Source organism: Azospirillum sp. B510 (genome assembly GCF_000010725.1).
Classification (GTDB): Bacteria; Pseudomonadota; Alphaproteobacteria; order Azospirillales; family Azospirillaceae; genus Azospirillum; species Azospirillum lipoferum_B.
In genome coordinates, this window is record NC_013855.1 from 1,419,810 (window position 1) to 1,434,693 (window position 14,884).

The following is a 14,884-nucleotide window of genomic DNA, read 5'->3' on the forward strand; positions in this document are numbered from 1 at the left end:
TCATAGGTCGCGCGATTTGGAACGCTAATCAAATAATTTAAAATCATCGGCCCGATCATCCGATTTGATCGCATGACTGACTGATAGTTTCGCGGACCATCGCAGCCTTGATGAAAGCGGACTTCCACCGTCCACCCAACCTCTATCAGTTTTTATGATGATCAGCATTCCCAATCATTATTTGTGATGGGAACCCGGTTCCGCCATAGTCCGACCGCAAGCCGTGCGCCCCATTCGCGGGCGGCGACCGACCAGGATGAGGATGCCGACCGATGGAGATCTCCGCCGATACGCCGCACCACGGCATAGATCCGGACGGGCGACCGCGCCCGACGGCCCCGCGGCGGCTGATCGTCGGCATTTCCGGCGCGTCGGGGGTCGTATATGGGATCCGGATGCTGCAGACCCTGCGGGCGCTGGAGATCGAGACGCATCTGGTGCTGACCCGATCGGCGGAGGTCACCATCGCCATGGAGACCGACTGGAAGGTCGCCGAGGTCCGCGCGCTCGCCAGCGTCGCCCATCCGGCGGACGACATCGCGGCCTCGATCTCCTCCGGGTCGTTCCGGACGATGGGGATGGTGGTGGCGCCCTGTTCCATGCGCAGCATGTCCGATATCGCCTGCGGCACCACGACCGGCCTTTTGAGCCGGGCGGCCGACGTCGTGCTGAAGGAGCGGCGCCGGCTGGTGCTGATGGTCCGCGAGACGCCGCTCCATCTCGGTCATCTGCGCACGATGACCGCCCTGGCCGAGATGGGCGCGATCATCGCCCCGCCGGTCCCGGCCTTCTACGCCAAGCCGGATGGGTTGGACGACCTGATCGATCACACGGTCGGGCGGGTGTTGGACCTGTTCGAGCTGGACAGCGGACGGGTGCGGCGCTGGGGGGAAGCCGCGCGCCGGTCCGGCCGTTCCCCCGCCCGCCAAGCCCCGGCCGATCAGCCGAGCGCGAGCATCTGATGGACCTGCGCCAGCTCCAGTATTTCATGTGCCTGTACGAGGAAGGCAACGTGACCCGCGCGGCGCGGCGGCTGAACGTCGTGCAGCCGGCGCTGAGCATGCAGATCGCCAAGCTGGAGGCCGAACTCGGCGAGAAGCTGTTCGAGCGCAGCCCGCAGGGCATGATCCCGACCGCGGCCGGCCGCACCATGTTCCGGCTGTTCCTGCCGATCCTGCGCGACATCGCCGCCGCCAAGCAGGAGATCGGCAATCTGGCCGGCCGCATCTCCGGCCAGGTCTCCATCGGCCTGATCGCCTCGGTCACCCAGTCGGTGCTGTCGCGGACGATCGAGATCTTCTCCAACCAGTATCCCAGCGTGGAACTGAGTGTCGCCGACGGCTACACCGCCACCTTCGTGGAGCAGGTGACCTCGGGCCAGCTCGACATCGCGGTGATCAACCGGCCGCGCAAGCGGCTGGGGTTGGAAACCACGGACATCCTGAACGAGGAGATGGTTCTGGTCAGCGGGGCGGCGCAGCCGCCTCCCCTGCCTGACACGGTACGGCTCAGCGACCTCGCGCAATTCCGCCTGGTCATCCCGTCCAAGCGGCACGGGTTGCGGGCGGTGCTGGAGCAGGCCGCCGAGGCGCAGGGCATCGACCTGAAACCCCAGCTGGAGATCGACACCCTGATCTCCATCGCCGAACTGGTCGCGCGCACCGATTGGGTCACCGTGCTGCCCAGCATCGCCGTCCATCGCGGTCTGGCCGACGGCACCCTGCGGGCGACCCCGATCGTGGAACCGACGATCATGCGCACGCTCGCCTGGCTCCATCACCCGCGGCGGCCGCTCAGCCTCGCCGCCGTCCGCTTCATGGAGACCATGAACGAACGCCTGATCGAGGCGGCGCGCCCCGGCGCACATCTGGACGCCGGCCGGACTGCCGCAAGAGATGCCGCCGAGAGCCATCAGGTAAAGTGATCTCATTGATTAGAAAAGACTATTTGCCTTGACACCGCCGCCAGCGATTAGCTGGCGGTGGGAAGGAGAGCGCGCAGGTCCCGCGCGCCCCTCGCAATGAAAACGTCCAACGGGTAGGGGAGGATAGCGGTGACCAACTTGGACAGCCGGCATTGGATCGACGGCGCATGGGTGCCCGGCACCGACCGCTTCGCCAGCATCAACCCCGCCGACGGCAGCGTCCTCGGCCATGCCGCCGATGGCGGACGCGCCGAGGCCGAGGCCGCCATCGCCGCCGCGCATGCCGCCTTCAATCGGCCCGACTGGGCGCAAAACCCGCGGCTGCGCCAATCCATCCTGCTCGGCTGGGCCGACAGGCTCGACACGCAAGCCGAGGATCTCGCCCGCCTGCTGACGCTGGAGAACGGCAAGGCCATCGCCCAGTCGCGGGGCGAGATCGCCGGCGCCATTTCGGAAATCCGCTATTACGGCGGCCTCGCTCGCCATGTTCCCGGCCATGTGCTGGAGGTCGAGCCGGGCGTGCTGTCCACCATGCTGCGAGAGCCGGCCGGCGTGGCGGCGCTGATCATTCCGTGGAATGCGCCGGCGGTGCTGCTGGCGCGGGCCATCGGTCCGGCGCTGGCCTGCGGCTGCACCGTCGTGGTCAAGCCGGCGGCACAGACCACCTTGCTGACCGCCGCCTTCCTGCGCGCCCTGTCCGAGGTTCCCAGCCTGCCCCGCGGCGTCTGCAACATGATCAGCGAGACCGGCCATGCCGCCGCCGCCCGCCTGGTCGACTCGCCGTTGGTCGACGTGGTCAGCTTCACCGGCTCCACCGCCACCGGCAAGCGCATCATGGTCGCGGCGGCGGACACCATGAAGAAGCTGTCGCTGGAGCTGGGCGGCAAGAGCTGCTGCTTGGTCTTCCCCGACGCCGATCCGGCAGAGACCGCGGCGCGCATCGCCACCGCCGCCACCATCATCTCCGGCCAGCAATGCACCGCCGCCCGCCGGGTGCTGGTCCATGCATCGGCCTTCGACGCGATGAAGACACATCTGCGGGCAGCGTTGGCGGCCATGACGGTGGGGAACGGCCTCGATCCGGCGATACGGATGGGACCGCTGATCGACCGGCCGGCGCGCGATCAGGTGCAGACCCAGGTCGAACGGGCCTTCGATGCCTGCGACGAGGTGCTGCTGCGTGGCGGGGTGCCGACGGACAGCCCCGCCGCCGCGTCGTTCCTCACCCCATCGCTGGTGGCGCACGACGACCCCTCCGCCTTCTTCTGCCAGGACGAGATTTTCGGCCCCTTCGTCGTGCTGGAGCGCTTCGAGACCGAAGCGGAGGCGGTGGCCAAGGCCAACAACACCGTGTTCGGCCTGTCGGCCAGCGTCTGGACCCGCGACGGCGCCCGGGCGTTGCGCATGGCCCGGGCGTTGCGCAATGGAACCGTCTGGATCAACGACCACAACCGCCTGTTCGCCGAGGCGGAAACAGGCGGCTACCGGCAAAGCGGCCTGGGCCGGTTGCACGGCTACGATGCCTTCGCCGATTTCACGGAACTGAAGCATGTTTGCCAGACGGTGGGAACCATTGGCTGATTGATCCTTCTCCGGGAGTGTTGTCAACTTGACCAGCCAAGGACGCAATGAAGATAAACAGCCCCGCTTCTGGATCGTTGGTCAGTTGACCTGAGCAAGGCCTATCACCTCGCGCCAAGCGGTGAAGGCACGAGCGAGGGCGGCGCGGTGCTCGGAGGCGGAGCGAGTGCAGTATATGGATGCTCTCGTAACACTTTATGGTTCCATCCGGAAAAGATCTGGATGGAATCATAAAGTGCAAAGGTGGAGTCATAAAATGGTCTTTCGAAGCGTTGTCACGGGAACGTTGGCGACGTACCCCTCACGGCCTTATATTGCTCGGATGCCGCCACTCTCAACTGCCTTAACCTCCAACGCCACCTGGTCTCCCGTCGTATCCTGCGCACCTTCCGGGCGCACGCCACGGCCGACTGGCAGGCAGCGACCGCTGCGGCGTGCGCCTGTCAGGAAATCGACACCTGCCGCGCGCCGACCCAGTTGGCTCTGTTGCAAAGTTTGTTGACGATCGCGAGATGATGGTCACGGGCATCACCGCCGATGCTATGCGTCCTGGCGCTCGAACTGTTGGGTGATGAACTGCACGGCCTCGGCGAGCGCCGCCGGGTCCAACGTTGAAAGCGCGTTCGACAAGACACGCCTCGCCCCGCATGTCTGAGGTGATGTGGTGGACGGCCCTGAGCCTCCACCGAATCAGAAACTTCCCAATCCGTAAACCGCTGTTAACCCGACTTCGGAGCCCTGCCTCCCCTCCCCCCAGCGCTTGTGGAACTGCCCGACAGCTTGGCTGCCCTGTACCGGGAGCGGATCGCCGATCTGGCGGCGACACTGGAGGATCCGGAGCACCGGATAGAAGCACGCGAGCGGCTGCGCCCGATGATCGTGCGGGTGGCGGTGCGCTTCGGCACAGCCGATGCCCGAGGGGTCGAGATCACGCTGGAGGGTGATCTGGTGGCGCTGCTCAGCCTCGGACTGAGCCCAAAAGCAGTGAAGGCCGGCGCTTCGGAGGCGGCCGGCCTTCGGGAACAGGTGCGTTCGGTAATGGTGGTTGCGGGGGCGCGCAACCAACGATTCTTGCGATTGGCTGAAGCGCAAATTCTCAAGAGAGCGTCTCTCCGCTCCTATACCACGGCCTGAAGCATGATCGACTACGGCCAAGCCGTTCCTCCGCGATCATAGCGCTCCTGGCCGCTGGACCAGATTTGCCCAGCCCGCACCATCCACCGCAAGCCGGCGCATCCGGGGTGTCGGGTGGTACAAAGGCCCAAGGTTGGCATAGCGATCGCACCACTCCATGATGGTTTTCGCGCCAAGCTCATCGGCGTAATGCAGCGCCCCACCAAGATGGCGGGGGAAGCCGATCCCCAGGATCAGGGCCATGTCCGCCTCCGCCGCCGAGCCGACCACGCCATCTTCCAAGCACCGCGCCGTTTCCAAGATCATCGGCAGCATCGTGCGCTGGACGATCTCCTCATCGGAGATAATCCGTGAACCGCCAGGCTGCACGGTCGCGAGAAGCGCTCCGACATCCGGATCGACCACCTTGCGCTGGTGCCCCGCGGCATCGGCTTCATAGCGGTAGAAGCCGGCACCGCTCTTCTGGCCGAAGCGCTTGCTCTCGACCATCACATCCAGGGCGGTGGCGAATTCCACCCTCATCCGCTCGGGATAGCCCGCCGCGATGACCTCAATCACATGGCGGCTGGTGTCCATACCAATGACATCCTGCAACCATGCAGGCCCCATGGGCCAACCGAAGCCCTCCATCGCAGCGTCGATCCGCAGGAAATCCGCACCATCGTGAATCAGCCGCAGGAACCCCAGCACATTGGCCGCCAGAATGCGGTTGACCAGGAAGCCGGGACAATCGCGAACCACCACTGGCGTCTTACCCATGGCGCTGGCGTAGCCGACGATCGTAGCCACCGCCTCCGGCGAGGTGTGCGGTCCCTGGATCACCTCGACGAGCGGCATACGGTGCACCGGATTGAAGAAATGCATGCCGACGAAGTTTTCCGGCCACTCCAGATCCCGAGCCAGATCGGCGACGAGCAATGACGAGGTGTTGGTCGCGACCACGGCGTCGGGACGAATATGCTCCTCCAGTTCCGCCAGCACGGCGCGCTTGATGGCGATGTTCTCGACCACCGCCTCGACGATCACGTCGGCCTCGGCGATGCCGTCATAGGTCAGACCCGGCCGGATGGACGCGAGAATGCCATCCGCCTTGGCCGATGACAGCGCTCCCGTCTCGACCCGTTTGGCAAGCAGGGCGCCGGCCTGCGTCATGCCGAGATCGAGGGCGGACTGCGCGATATCCTTCATGATTACGGGAATTCCGCACACCGCACTCTGATAGGCGATACCGCCACCCATGATCCCGGCGCCAAGCACCGCCGCGCGCGAGACGGGCCGTGCCGCCCTGGTCTGCTGCTTCGTAGTCTTTTTCACCGCCTGATCGTTGATGAAGACGGCGACCAGCGCACGAGCCGCCGGCGTGCGGGCGATATGCGCAAAGGCACGCGCCTCCAGGGCCAAGGCGGCGTCACGATCGACGCCGGCCGCGCTTTCGATCAGTTCCACCACGGCAAGGGAGGCCGGCAGATGAGGCCCCGTCTTTCGGGCTTTCGCCTTCGCCGCCGCGAAGATGGGAGCGAGATCCTCGCCGGCCCGAACGACGGGCGACAAGGCCTCCTTCCGACGCTCGCTCCAGTCCGGGCTGGCGACGAGTCCATGCAAACGTTCCAGCGCCGCCTCCCGTAGCTCCGGCGGCGGAACCACGGCATCCACCGCCCCCGCCCGCAGAGCGTCGTCCGCCTTGCGCGGCGTGCCGGACATGATCCATTGGAGCGCAGCCTCGACACCGATCAGACGCGGCAAGCGCACCGTGCCGCCAAAGCCGGGAAAGATGCCAAGCCCCACTTCGGGCAGTCCGATCCTGGCCGAATCCGACAGCATGCGGACATCCGCCGCCAGGGCCAGTTCCAGCCCGCCCCCCAACGCCAAACCGTTCACGGCGACCACGGTGGGAACCGGCAGATCGGCAAGGGCGGTAATCACCGCGCTCTGACCCGCGTTGTGGATGGCAATCTCGTCCTCCGCCATCCCGAACAGGTCCGTGAATTCGAAAATGTCGGCACCGACGATAAAACTGTCCTTGCCGCTGGTGATCAGCAGTCCCGTGACGGTGCGGTCCTCCCGCACCAGGCAAAGAGCCCGGTTCAGCTCATCGAGGGCAAGCCGGTCGAGCTTGTTGACCGATTCCCCGGCGCGGTCGAAACGAAGCTCGGCGAGTCCGTCGCCAAGCGCGTGGAGTTGAAGCGTGTTTCCCTGGAACATAAGGTCACACCTTGCCATAGAGGGTCACCGCGCAGGCGCTGCCGGTGCCGATGTTGTGCTGGAGGGCGAAACGCGCATTTTCGACCTGCCGTGGGCCGCATTTGCCGCGAAGCTGCTCCACCAGTTCGAAGCACTGGGCCAGACCGGTCGCCCCCAGGGGATGGCCCTTGGACAGCAGCCCGCCCGAAGGGTTGGTGACGACCTTTCCGCCATAGGTGTTGTCACCGTCGAGGATGAACTTCTCCGCCCCGCCCTCGGGTGCGAATCCGAGCGCCTCGTAAGTCACCAGCTCATTGGCGGTGAAGCAGTCATGCAGTTCGCAGACATCCACCTCGTCGGGTCCGATCCCCGCCATCTCATAGACGCGCGCCGCCGCCGTCTTCGACAGATCGAAGCCGACGGCCTTGATCATCGACCGCTCCCCGAAGCTCGAAGGCAGGTCGGTCATCAGTTCCTGTCCAAGGATGCGGATGCTGGCATCGATTCCGCGCTTGCGGGCGAAGTCTTCGCTCACGATCAGCGCAGCCGCCGCGCCGCAGGTCGGCGGACAGCATTGATAGCGTGTCAGGATGCCGTAGATCGTCGGCGACGCCAGGATCTGTTCGACCGTCAGCGGTGTCCGGAAGATGGCCCGATCGTTGTGTTCGGCATGACGGCGTGCCTTTTCCGAGATACGGGCGAAGGTTTCCGGCCTGGTTCCATATTTTGCCGCATGTTCCACTCCGGCGCCGCCGAACAGATGGGCGGCCGGCGGCGTCGCCGGATCGGCCGGCTGAAGATCCTGGGACAGGCTCTTCCAGTCAGCCAGGGGATCCGGCCGATCGGCAAACACCGTCGGCAGCGCCCCCGGCATCATCTGTTCGAAGCCGAAGGCCAGCGCGCAATCCACCGCCCCGGCCTCGACCGCCTGCCTGGCCAGGAACAGCGCGCTCGACCCGCTGGCGCAGTTGTTGTTGACGTTGACCAGCGGAATTCCCGTCAGGCCGACGTGATACAGCGCTCTCTGTCCACAGCTGCTGTCGCCATAGACATACCCGGCATAGGCCTGACCAACGTCGCCGTAAGTGATGCCGGCGTCTTCCAACGCAAACCTGACCGCGCGGGCGCCCATCAGGTCATAGGTGTCACTGGTCCCAGGCTTGACGAATGGGATCATCCCAACACCTGCCACAACCGCCTTCGCGCTCATCTGGCGTTTCCTCCTCAACCGGTTGGAAGCGTGCGGAGAAGGCCGGATGCCCGACGTCCCGCACCTTGTATTGCGATACCTATTTTAGCGCCCAATGCCGATGATCGCCAGATGGAACTGTCATATTTTTCCTATGCCGGGATACATTTTTAGAAATGAGGTATATCATTAGCCGCAATGGGCTCCGCCGTCGTATCGCGGACCTCGCTTGGAAGGACAGTGGCCATGATGCTCAGAGACATTCTCGTTCACGTCGATCACACCGCCGAGGCGAACGTCCGCGTCGGCGTCGCAGCACGCCTCGCGACGGCGCACGGTGCCCGCCTGACAGGGATCTATGTCCGCCCGGCACTGACCCTCCCGCGCGCGGCGCAGAATTTTGCCGGTCCCGGATTGCAGGCCGAATTGGAGCGCGCCAGCGACGAATTGGCCAAGAAGGCGCGCATCGCCTTTCATAAGCATGGCGGAACCGGCGATGGGGACCTGCGCTGGCTGGAGGATACGGGCAATCCAGCCGAACGAATCGCGGAACAAGCGCGCTACTACGATCTCGCCGTGGTCGGCAACACCGAGACGGACAACACAAACGGCCGTGCCGGGGACCGCGCCATCCTCTCCTCCGGCGTGCCCGTCATGGTGGTGCCTCCCCGCCTGACACGCCCTGCCGTCGGCAACCGGATCATCGTCGCCTGGAACGGCAGCCGCGAAGCGGTGCGCGCGGTTCACAGTGCCCTCCCCCTGCTCCGCAACGCAGGCGCCACTGAGATTTTCATGGTCATGGCGCAAAGCCAGGCGGCGACATCCCCGCCGGCTGGCAGCCAGTTGCTGGACTTCCTCGCTCGGCACGGTGTAACGGCTTCGATCACTGTACTGCCGTTCGACGAAACCCACGGTGTCAGCGGCCAGGTTCTGGCGCGTCTCGATGCGTTCGACGCAGATCTCGTGGTCATGGGCGGCTTCGGCCGCTCATGGCTGCGGGAAGCAATGATCGGCAGTACGACAGGCATCCTGCTGACTCGCGCGCCGGTACCATTGTTCATAACGCATTGAGGGGCCGTAAAATGGCAAGCACACCATTCCACTGAACCGACAATTTTGAACTTGTCCTTCATGCCAAAATTGAGATATCTCAATAGAGCGTACCCTGAAGCAGGTGGGACAGCCGCGCATCGTGTTGCGCCGCCGCCCCGGCGGGTGCCAGCCGATCTCCGATCCTCGCTTATTTCTGGGAAATGCCTATGAAAGTGTTCGTTTCAGTGAAGCGGGTTGTAGACTACAACGTGAAGATCCGCGTGAAGGCGGACGGCACGGGCGTCGAGACCGCGAACGTCAAGATGTCGATGAATCCCTTCGACGAGATCGCGGTCGAAGAGGCGGTCCGCCTGAAGGAGAGCGGCAAGGCGACCGAGGTGATCGCCGTGTCGGTCGGCCCGGCCCAGGCCCAGGAGACGCTGCGCACCGCGCTGGCGATGGGCGCCGACCGCGCCATCCTGGTCCAGACCGACGCCGAGACCCAGCCGCTGGCTGTCGCCAAGATCCTCAAAGCTCTGGTCGAGAAGGAAGGCCCCGGCCTGGTCATCCTGGGCAAGCAGGCGATCGACGACGATTGCAACCAGACCGGCCAGATGCTGGCGGCGCTGCTCGGCTGGGGCCAGGGGACCTTCGCCTCCAAGGTCGCGCCGGCCGATGGTTCGGTCACGGTCACCCGCGAGATCGATGGCGGGCTGGAGACGGTGGAACTCAAGCTGCCGGCCGTGGTCACCGCCGACCTGCGCCTGAACGAGCCGCGCTATGCCTCGCTGCCCAACATCATGAAGGCGAAGAAGAAGCCGCTCGATGCCGTGACCCCCGACGCGCTGGGGGTGGACGCGACGCCGCGGCTGAAGACGCTGAAGGTGGTCGAACCGGCCAAGCGCAAGGCCGGCGTCAAGGTGCCCGACGTGGCGACCCTGGTCGAGAAGCTGAAGACCGAAGCGAAGGTGATCTGACCATGGCTATTCTCGTCATTGCCGAGCACGATGCCGCTTCGCTGAAGCCCGCCACGCTCAACGCCATCGCCGCCGCCGTCAAGCTGGGCGGGGACATCCATGTGCTGGTCGCCGGCCAGGGGGCCGGGGCCGCCGCCCAGGCCGCCGCCAAAGTGGCTGGCGTCGCCAAGGTGCTGGTCGCCGACGATGCCGCCTATGCCCACCAGTTGCCGGAGGATGTCGCTCCGCTGGCGGTCTCGCTGGTCAAGGCCGGCGGCTACGGCCATGTGGTGGCTCCCGCCACCTCGGCGGGCAAGAACGTCGCGCCGCGGGTCGCGGCTCTGCTGGACGTGCAGGCGATCTCCGACATCACCGGCGTGGTCTCGCCCGATACCTTCGAGCGGCCGATCTATGCCGGCAACGCGATCGCCACGGTGCAGTCGTCGGATGCGGTGAAGGTGGTCACCGTCCGCGCCACCGCGTTCGAGGCGGCCGCGGCCGAGGGCGGTTCGGCTTCGGTGGAGAAGGTGGCGGCGGCCGGGGCCTCGGGCCTGTCGCGCTTCGTCTCGGCGGAGCTGACCAAGTCGGCGCGGCCGGAACTGACGGCGGCGAAGATCGTGATCTCGGGCGGGCGCGGCATGCAGTCGGGCGACAATTTCCCCCTGCTGGAGGCGGTGGCCGACAAGCTGGGGGCGGCGGTGGGCGCCAGCCGCGCGGCGGTCGACGCCGGGTTCGTGCCGAACGACTATCAGGTCGGGCAGACCGGCAAGATCGTGGCCCCGGACCTCTACATCGCGGTCGGCATCTCCGGCGCGATCCAGCATCTCGCCGGCATGAAGGACAGCAAGGTCATCGTCGCCATCAACAAGGACGAGGAGGCGCCCATCTTCCAGGTCGCCGACTATGGTCTGGTCGCCGACCTGTTCAAGGCGGTGCCGGAGCTGAAGGACGCCCTTTAAGGGGCACCACTCCGTACATCTGCTGCGTCGGCCCACCTCGCCGCCGCAATGTGCGGCGTTTAGTCCTCTCCATTTAGCATACCCACAGCAGGATGCCGCCGGCCATGAAGGCAAGCCGTTCCGAATTCATCGAGGTGCTGGGAATCCCCATTCACATACGGCGATGGGGTGAGAAGGGACAACCCACCATCTTTTTGCTGCATGGCTGGCAGGATGCCTCGGCGACCTTCCAATTCATGGTCGATGGTTTCACTCGGCATTTCAACATCATCGCGCCGGACTGGCATGGCTTCGGTTTGAGTGCCTGGGGAAGCGGCTTCTATCACCTCAGCGACTATGCTGCCTGCCTTGACGCCATTCTCGATGCCTACTCTCCAGACAGGCCTGCGATGCTGGTCGGACACAGCATGGGTGGCAACGTGTCCGGCCTTTACGCGGGCGCGCGTCCCGAACGGGTTGCGAAGTGGGTGAACATGGAGGGTTACGCCCCGGTGCCGGGCTACGGCGGGCGATCCCCGGCAAAAGTGCTGTCCCGCTGGCTCCGCCACCGCAACCCTCGGGAGGAAGACACGTTCTTTGAAAGCCAATCAGCGGTAAACGAGGAGTTCTCCAGGCTCTACCCCCGGCTTTCCGACGATCGCCGCGCGTTCCTGATAGAACATCTGACGGTCGAACGTGCCGAGGGGCGATGGGCATACCGTTCCGACCCACGGGCGCGGGTGATAACCGCTCTGCCCCTCGCCGCCGATCAGGTCAAGGATATTTGGAGCAATGTTACCGCCGATACCCTGTGTCTGCGTGGCGCCCGCTCCTTTGTAACCTCGGCCTTTGCCGAACATCCTGCCGATCTCGCCGAGCGACTGGGCACCTTGCGCCGAGGACGGGAAATCGTCATCGAAGACGCCGGCCATAACATGCATCACGATCAGCCGCTTCAAGTGGCCGCGCTGATCGAGGCATTTCTGACCGGCTCCCTTTAAGAGACATCCTCGCATCGATCCGGATGGTTGCGGAACAACCAGGGCAAGCCCGACGGCGACGGGGTTCCATTCAATTCAGATATCTCTTCATTATCTGCCAATTGGACAAAACCAGGAGACGCTCCGTGAACACATCGCCTGCTGTAATCGATCCCAAGCAGTTCCGCAGCGCGCTCGGGGCCTTCGCCACCGGCGTGACGATCGTCACCACCCATGCGGCTGACGGCACCCCTGTCGGGTTGACGGCCAACAGCTTCAATTCGGTGTCACTCGACCCACCGATGGTGCTTTGGAGTCTCGCCAAAACTTCGGCCAGCCTGCCAGCCTTCATGGACTGCGGGCATTTCGCGGTACATGTGCTGACCGCCAGCCAAAAGCCCTTGTCCGACCGCTTCGCCCGCCGGGGCGAAGACAAGTTCTCCGACTTGGCGGTGACGCAAGGGCTGGGCGACACCCCTCTGCTGGAAGGCTGCTCTGCACGCTTCCAATGCCGCACCGCCTATCGTTACGAAGGGGGGGATCACATAATCTTCGTGGGAGAGGTGCTGGCCTTCGACCATTCCGACGAACAGCCCCTGCTCTTCCACGGCGGTCGCTATGCCCGGATGTTCCCCCAGCCTCCACGCGAAGCCACCTCGACCGTCGAGGTCGAAAGCAGCTTCCGCAAAGACTTCCTCGGCTATCTTGCCGCTCTGGTCATGCTTCAACTCTATGCGCCGGTGCGCAGGCGCTGTGGTGAAAAGGGGATCGGGAACGGCGAGTATTACGTGATGTCGCTTTTGGCGGCCCGCCACGAAGCAAGCGTCGGCGAGATCGATTCCCTGATGACCGTCAGCGACGAGCGCCTGAGCGACGATCTGCTGCGGACGATGCTCCAAGCCGATCTCATCACCATGGCGGGCACCGGACCGGCGGCCATTCTTCAATTGACGCAGAGCGGACGCGCGCTGGCCATCGAACTTTTCGCGATCGCCAAGGCCGCCGAGGAGGACGCAGCGGAGGCTCTCGATCCCGATGATATGAGGCTTCTCAAAACCCTCCTCAAGAGGATCGTTCGCCGGGAGCTGGCAAAGCACCCCTCGGAGGAGGCGCCACCCGAAACGGCTGTGGTATGACGGACGGCGGCAATATAGCCGTCAGCCATCAGCCACAAACAGCAGCCGGATTGAAAACGGTGTTCGAAGGAAGCCATCGGACACCGCCTTTCAATCGGCGAGCGAGATGCCTTTGCCGCCCGCGTGGAGAAGCGGCGCTCTCCATCAGCGCTTCTGAAAGAAGCTCGAAAAGGCAGCCCGCGCTTCAGCGGAGCGGGCATGGTCCAGAAAAACCCGCTCCTCCGACATGATCGTCTCGTCGATGGTCGTCTGCCGCGCGCGGCACATCAGCTGCCGCGTGGCGCGAAGGGCTTGCGGCGGAAGAGCCGCGAGTTGAGCTGCTCGCTGCAACGCCCGTTCCAGCGCCATACCATCCTCAGTCGTCTCGTTCACGATGTCCAACGCTTCCGCTCGCATCGCCGACAGCCAGTCGCCGCATAGCAGGATCTCCGCAGCCCGCCGATGACCGAGCAGCAACGGCAGCAACAGGCTCGATCCACCTTCCGGCGTCAGGCCAAGCTGCACGAAGGGCGCCCTTAAACGGGCCGAGCGACCGGCATAAACGAGATCACAATGCAGCAGCATGGTTAGGCCGATGCCAACGGCGATACCTTCCACCGCCGCAAGGATCGGCTTCTCCAACCGATTGAGCCGGGCCAGGAACCGGATCCCTGGTACGCTCTGCGCATCAGCCGGCATCGCCTGGAAATCGGCCAGATCATTGCCGGCTGTGAAATGACCGTGGGCGCCGGTGACCACGATCACCCGCACGCCGTGGTCAGCCTCGGCATCGTCGAGAGCGGCGATGAGCTGGGCATAGGCCAGGTCGTTGAGGGCGTTGCGCGCGTCCGCCCGATCGATGGTGATCAGGCAAAGGCCCTCGTCGGGATGTTCCACCCGAACCGGCGACATCATGTCGGTCTCCTGAAACAGGCTGCGTCAGACGGTGGCGGACGATCCCTGGTCGGTAGCCAGCCCTTTCGCCAAATCTTGTGAAAGAAATTCAAGCATGTTGTGCATATGCCGCTGTGCTATGATGGCAGCCACATCAGGATCCCCGTCAAGAACAGCTGCCGCAAGTCGGCGCTGATATTCCGCATAGACCCTGGTTCTTTCCGGCGTGAACTTGAAGGTGCCGTAACGAGGCTCCCGGACGATCCGGTTGATGGTTTGGGCCAAAAGCTCGATAACCGGATTTCCGGATAGTGTCGCCAGCAGATCCTGATAAGCAAGAATGACCTGCGCCTGAGCACGAGTGTCATCGCTATTCTCGAAGCCTGCATGCTCATCCACGAACGCGCTCAGCTTGGCCCGGACCTCCCGCGAGGGATTGGCCGCAACCAAGCGGGCGGCTTCGGTGATGAGCGGGCCTCCGGCCTGGGTGATGCTACTCAAGGTGACGCCCCGAGCCATCAGGTAGATGGACATCATGTGCTTCACCGTCTCGGCGGACGGCATGCGGGCGAAGAAGCCGCCGCCCACGCCCCGTTTGATGGTCAGTAGCTGCTCGTGCTGGAGCAGGCGGGCAGCCTGGCGGAACGTCGGCCGGCTGACCCCGAGATCATTGATCAGCTTGTCCTCGGAGCCGAGAAAGCCATTCTCGTGGATATGGAACATGATCATGTTGCGCAGCTTCGCGACCGTGTCCCGGACAAGCGACGAGGCGTCGCCTTTCGCCCGCGGCTCCGGAAGGGCAACCACCGTCGCCACCGCCGACGCCGACGCCTCCAGATAGAGGTCGCGTTCCGCCCTCTTGAGACCGGAAGAAGACTTGCTCTTTGTCTTCACGGCTTCGCTCTTCGAGGAAGAAACCCGTGGGGAGCCTGCCGCTCCCTTTGCCTTGCCGCCGGTCAT

The 14,884-nt window shown here is 64.6% G+C and carries 13 protein-coding genes; 9 read left to right on the top strand and 4 right to left on the bottom strand.

All coding sequences use genetic code 11. The annotated features are described in order from the left end of the window. Nucleotides 1-272: 272 nt before the first annotated feature. The 4 genes from AZL_RS21205 to AZL_RS21220 all read left to right on the top strand — a co-directional run bounded on the left by AZL_RS21205 (nucleotide 273) and on the right by AZL_RS21220 (nucleotide 4,639). A complete protein-coding gene (locus tag AZL_RS21205; RefSeq protein WP_012976512.1) occupies nucleotides 273-962 on the top strand; it encodes a UbiX family flavin prenyltransferase in 690 nt (229 codons plus the stop codon). Next, nucleotides 962-1,924: a LysR family transcriptional regulator gene (locus AZL_RS21210; protein WP_012976513.1), complete on the top strand. Its 963-nt coding sequence runs from the start codon at nucleotides 962-964 to the stop codon at nucleotides 1,922-1,924. The genes AZL_RS21205 and AZL_RS21210 overlap by 1 nt, the downstream gene beginning before the upstream one ends. A 138-nt stretch (nucleotides 1,925-2,062) precedes the next feature. After that, nucleotides 2,063-3,505: an aldehyde dehydrogenase family protein gene (locus AZL_RS21215; RefSeq protein ID WP_042444757.1), complete on the top strand. Its 1,443-nt coding sequence runs from the start codon at nucleotides 2,063-2,065 to the stop codon at nucleotides 3,503-3,505. A gap of 780 nt (nucleotides 3,506-4,285) precedes the next feature. Next, complete coding sequence (locus AZL_RS21220; protein ID WP_148219525.1) at nucleotides 4,286-4,639, top strand: hypothetical protein; 354 nt, start codon at nucleotides 4,286-4,288, stop codon at nucleotides 4,637-4,639. 36 nt (nucleotides 4,640-4,675) lie between these two features. Here the strand turns inward: AZL_RS21220 and fadB are convergent, their stop codons facing one another. Both fadB and AZL_RS21230 read right to left on the bottom strand, forming a co-directional pair. Further along, entirely contained in the window at nucleotides 4,676-6,841 is a 2,166-nt protein-coding gene (fadB, locus tag AZL_RS21225; protein WP_148219526.1) for a fatty acid oxidation complex subunit alpha FadB, read from the bottom strand. Between the two features lie 4 nt (nucleotides 6,842-6,845). Continuing rightward, the gene (locus AZL_RS21230) at nucleotides 6,846-8,030 is read right to left on the bottom strand and encodes a lipid-transfer protein (RefSeq protein ID WP_012976516.1); all 1,185 of its coding nucleotides are present in this window, start codon (nucleotides 8,028-8,030) and stop codon (nucleotides 6,846-6,848) included. 225 nt (nucleotides 8,031-8,255) lie between these two features. On the opposite strand from AZL_RS21230, the gene AZL_RS21235 reads away from it, so the two are divergent. From AZL_RS21235 to AZL_RS21255, 5 genes are all read left to right on the top strand, one after another. After that, entirely contained in the window at nucleotides 8,256-9,080 is an 825-nt protein-coding gene (locus AZL_RS21235) for a universal stress protein (RefSeq protein WP_012976517.1), read from the top strand. 188 nt (nucleotides 9,081-9,268) lie between these two features. Next, the gene (locus AZL_RS21240; protein WP_012976518.1) at nucleotides 9,269-10,018 is read left to right on the top strand and encodes an electron transfer flavoprotein subunit beta/FixA family protein; all 750 of its coding nucleotides are present in this window, start codon (nucleotides 9,269-9,271) and stop codon (nucleotides 10,016-10,018) included. A 2-nt stretch (nucleotides 10,019-10,020) separates the two neighbouring features. Further along, entirely contained in the window at nucleotides 10,021-10,956 is a 936-nt protein-coding gene (locus tag AZL_RS21245; RefSeq protein WP_012976519.1) for an electron transfer flavoprotein subunit alpha/FixB family protein, read from the top strand. Nucleotides 10,957-11,060: 104 nt separating this feature from the next. Then, nucleotides 11,061-11,936, top strand: coding sequence for an alpha/beta fold hydrolase (locus AZL_RS21250; RefSeq protein ID WP_042444415.1), 876 nt, complete (start codon nucleotides 11,061-11,063; stop codon nucleotides 11,934-11,936). 125 nt (nucleotides 11,937-12,061) lie between these two features. Next, nucleotides 12,062-13,051: a flavin reductase gene (locus AZL_RS21255; RefSeq protein ID WP_012976521.1), complete on the top strand. Its 990-nt coding sequence runs from the start codon at nucleotides 12,062-12,064 to the stop codon at nucleotides 13,049-13,051. Between the two features lie 144 nt (nucleotides 13,052-13,195). Here the strand turns inward: AZL_RS21255 and AZL_RS21260 are convergent, their stop codons facing one another. Together AZL_RS21260 and AZL_RS21265 are read right to left on the bottom strand one after the other, a co-directional pair. Beyond that, nucleotides 13,196-13,945, bottom strand: coding sequence for an enoyl-CoA hydratase-related protein (locus AZL_RS21260; RefSeq protein WP_012976522.1), 750 nt, complete (start codon nucleotides 13,943-13,945; stop codon nucleotides 13,196-13,198). 24 nt (nucleotides 13,946-13,969) lie between these two features. Beyond that, nucleotides 13,970-14,884, bottom strand: coding sequence for a FadR/GntR family transcriptional regulator (locus tag AZL_RS21265; protein ID WP_148219529.1), 915 nt, complete (start codon nucleotides 14,882-14,884; stop codon nucleotides 13,970-13,972).

Bases quoted from the DNA above. Each gene is read 5' to 3' on its own strand.
- AZL_RS21205 (WP_012976512.1), top strand. From the start codon at position 273: ATGGAGATCTCCGCCGATACGCCGCACCACGGCATAGATCCGGACGGG.
- AZL_RS21210 (WP_012976513.1), top strand. From the start codon at position 962: ATGGACCTGCGCCAGCTCCAGTATTTCATGTGCCTGTACGAGGAAGGC.
- fadB (WP_148219526.1), bottom strand. From the start codon at position 6,841: ATGTTCCAGGGAAACACGCTTCAACTCCACGCGCTTGGCGACGGACTC.
- AZL_RS21230 (WP_012976516.1), bottom strand. From the start codon at position 8,030: ATGAGCGCGAAGGCGGTTGTGGCAGGTGTTGGGATGATCCCATTCGTC.
- AZL_RS21235 (WP_012976517.1), top strand. From the start codon at position 8,256: ATGATGCTCAGAGACATTCTCGTTCACGTCGATCACACCGCCGAGGCG.
- AZL_RS21240 (WP_012976518.1), top strand. From the start codon at position 9,269: ATGAAAGTGTTCGTTTCAGTGAAGCGGGTTGTAGACTACAACGTGAAG.
- AZL_RS21245 (WP_012976519.1), top strand. From the start codon at position 10,021: ATGGCTATTCTCGTCATTGCCGAGCACGATGCCGCTTCGCTGAAGCCC.
- AZL_RS21250 (WP_042444415.1), top strand. From the start codon at position 11,061: ATGAAGGCAAGCCGTTCCGAATTCATCGAGGTGCTGGGAATCCCCATT.
- AZL_RS21260 (WP_012976522.1), bottom strand. From the start codon at position 13,945: ATGATGTCGCCGGTTCGGGTGGAACATCCCGACGAGGGCCTTTGCCTG.
- AZL_RS21265 (WP_148219529.1), bottom strand. From the start codon at position 14,884: ATGACCGGCGGCAAGGCAAAGGGAGCGGCAGGCTCCCCACGGGTTTCT.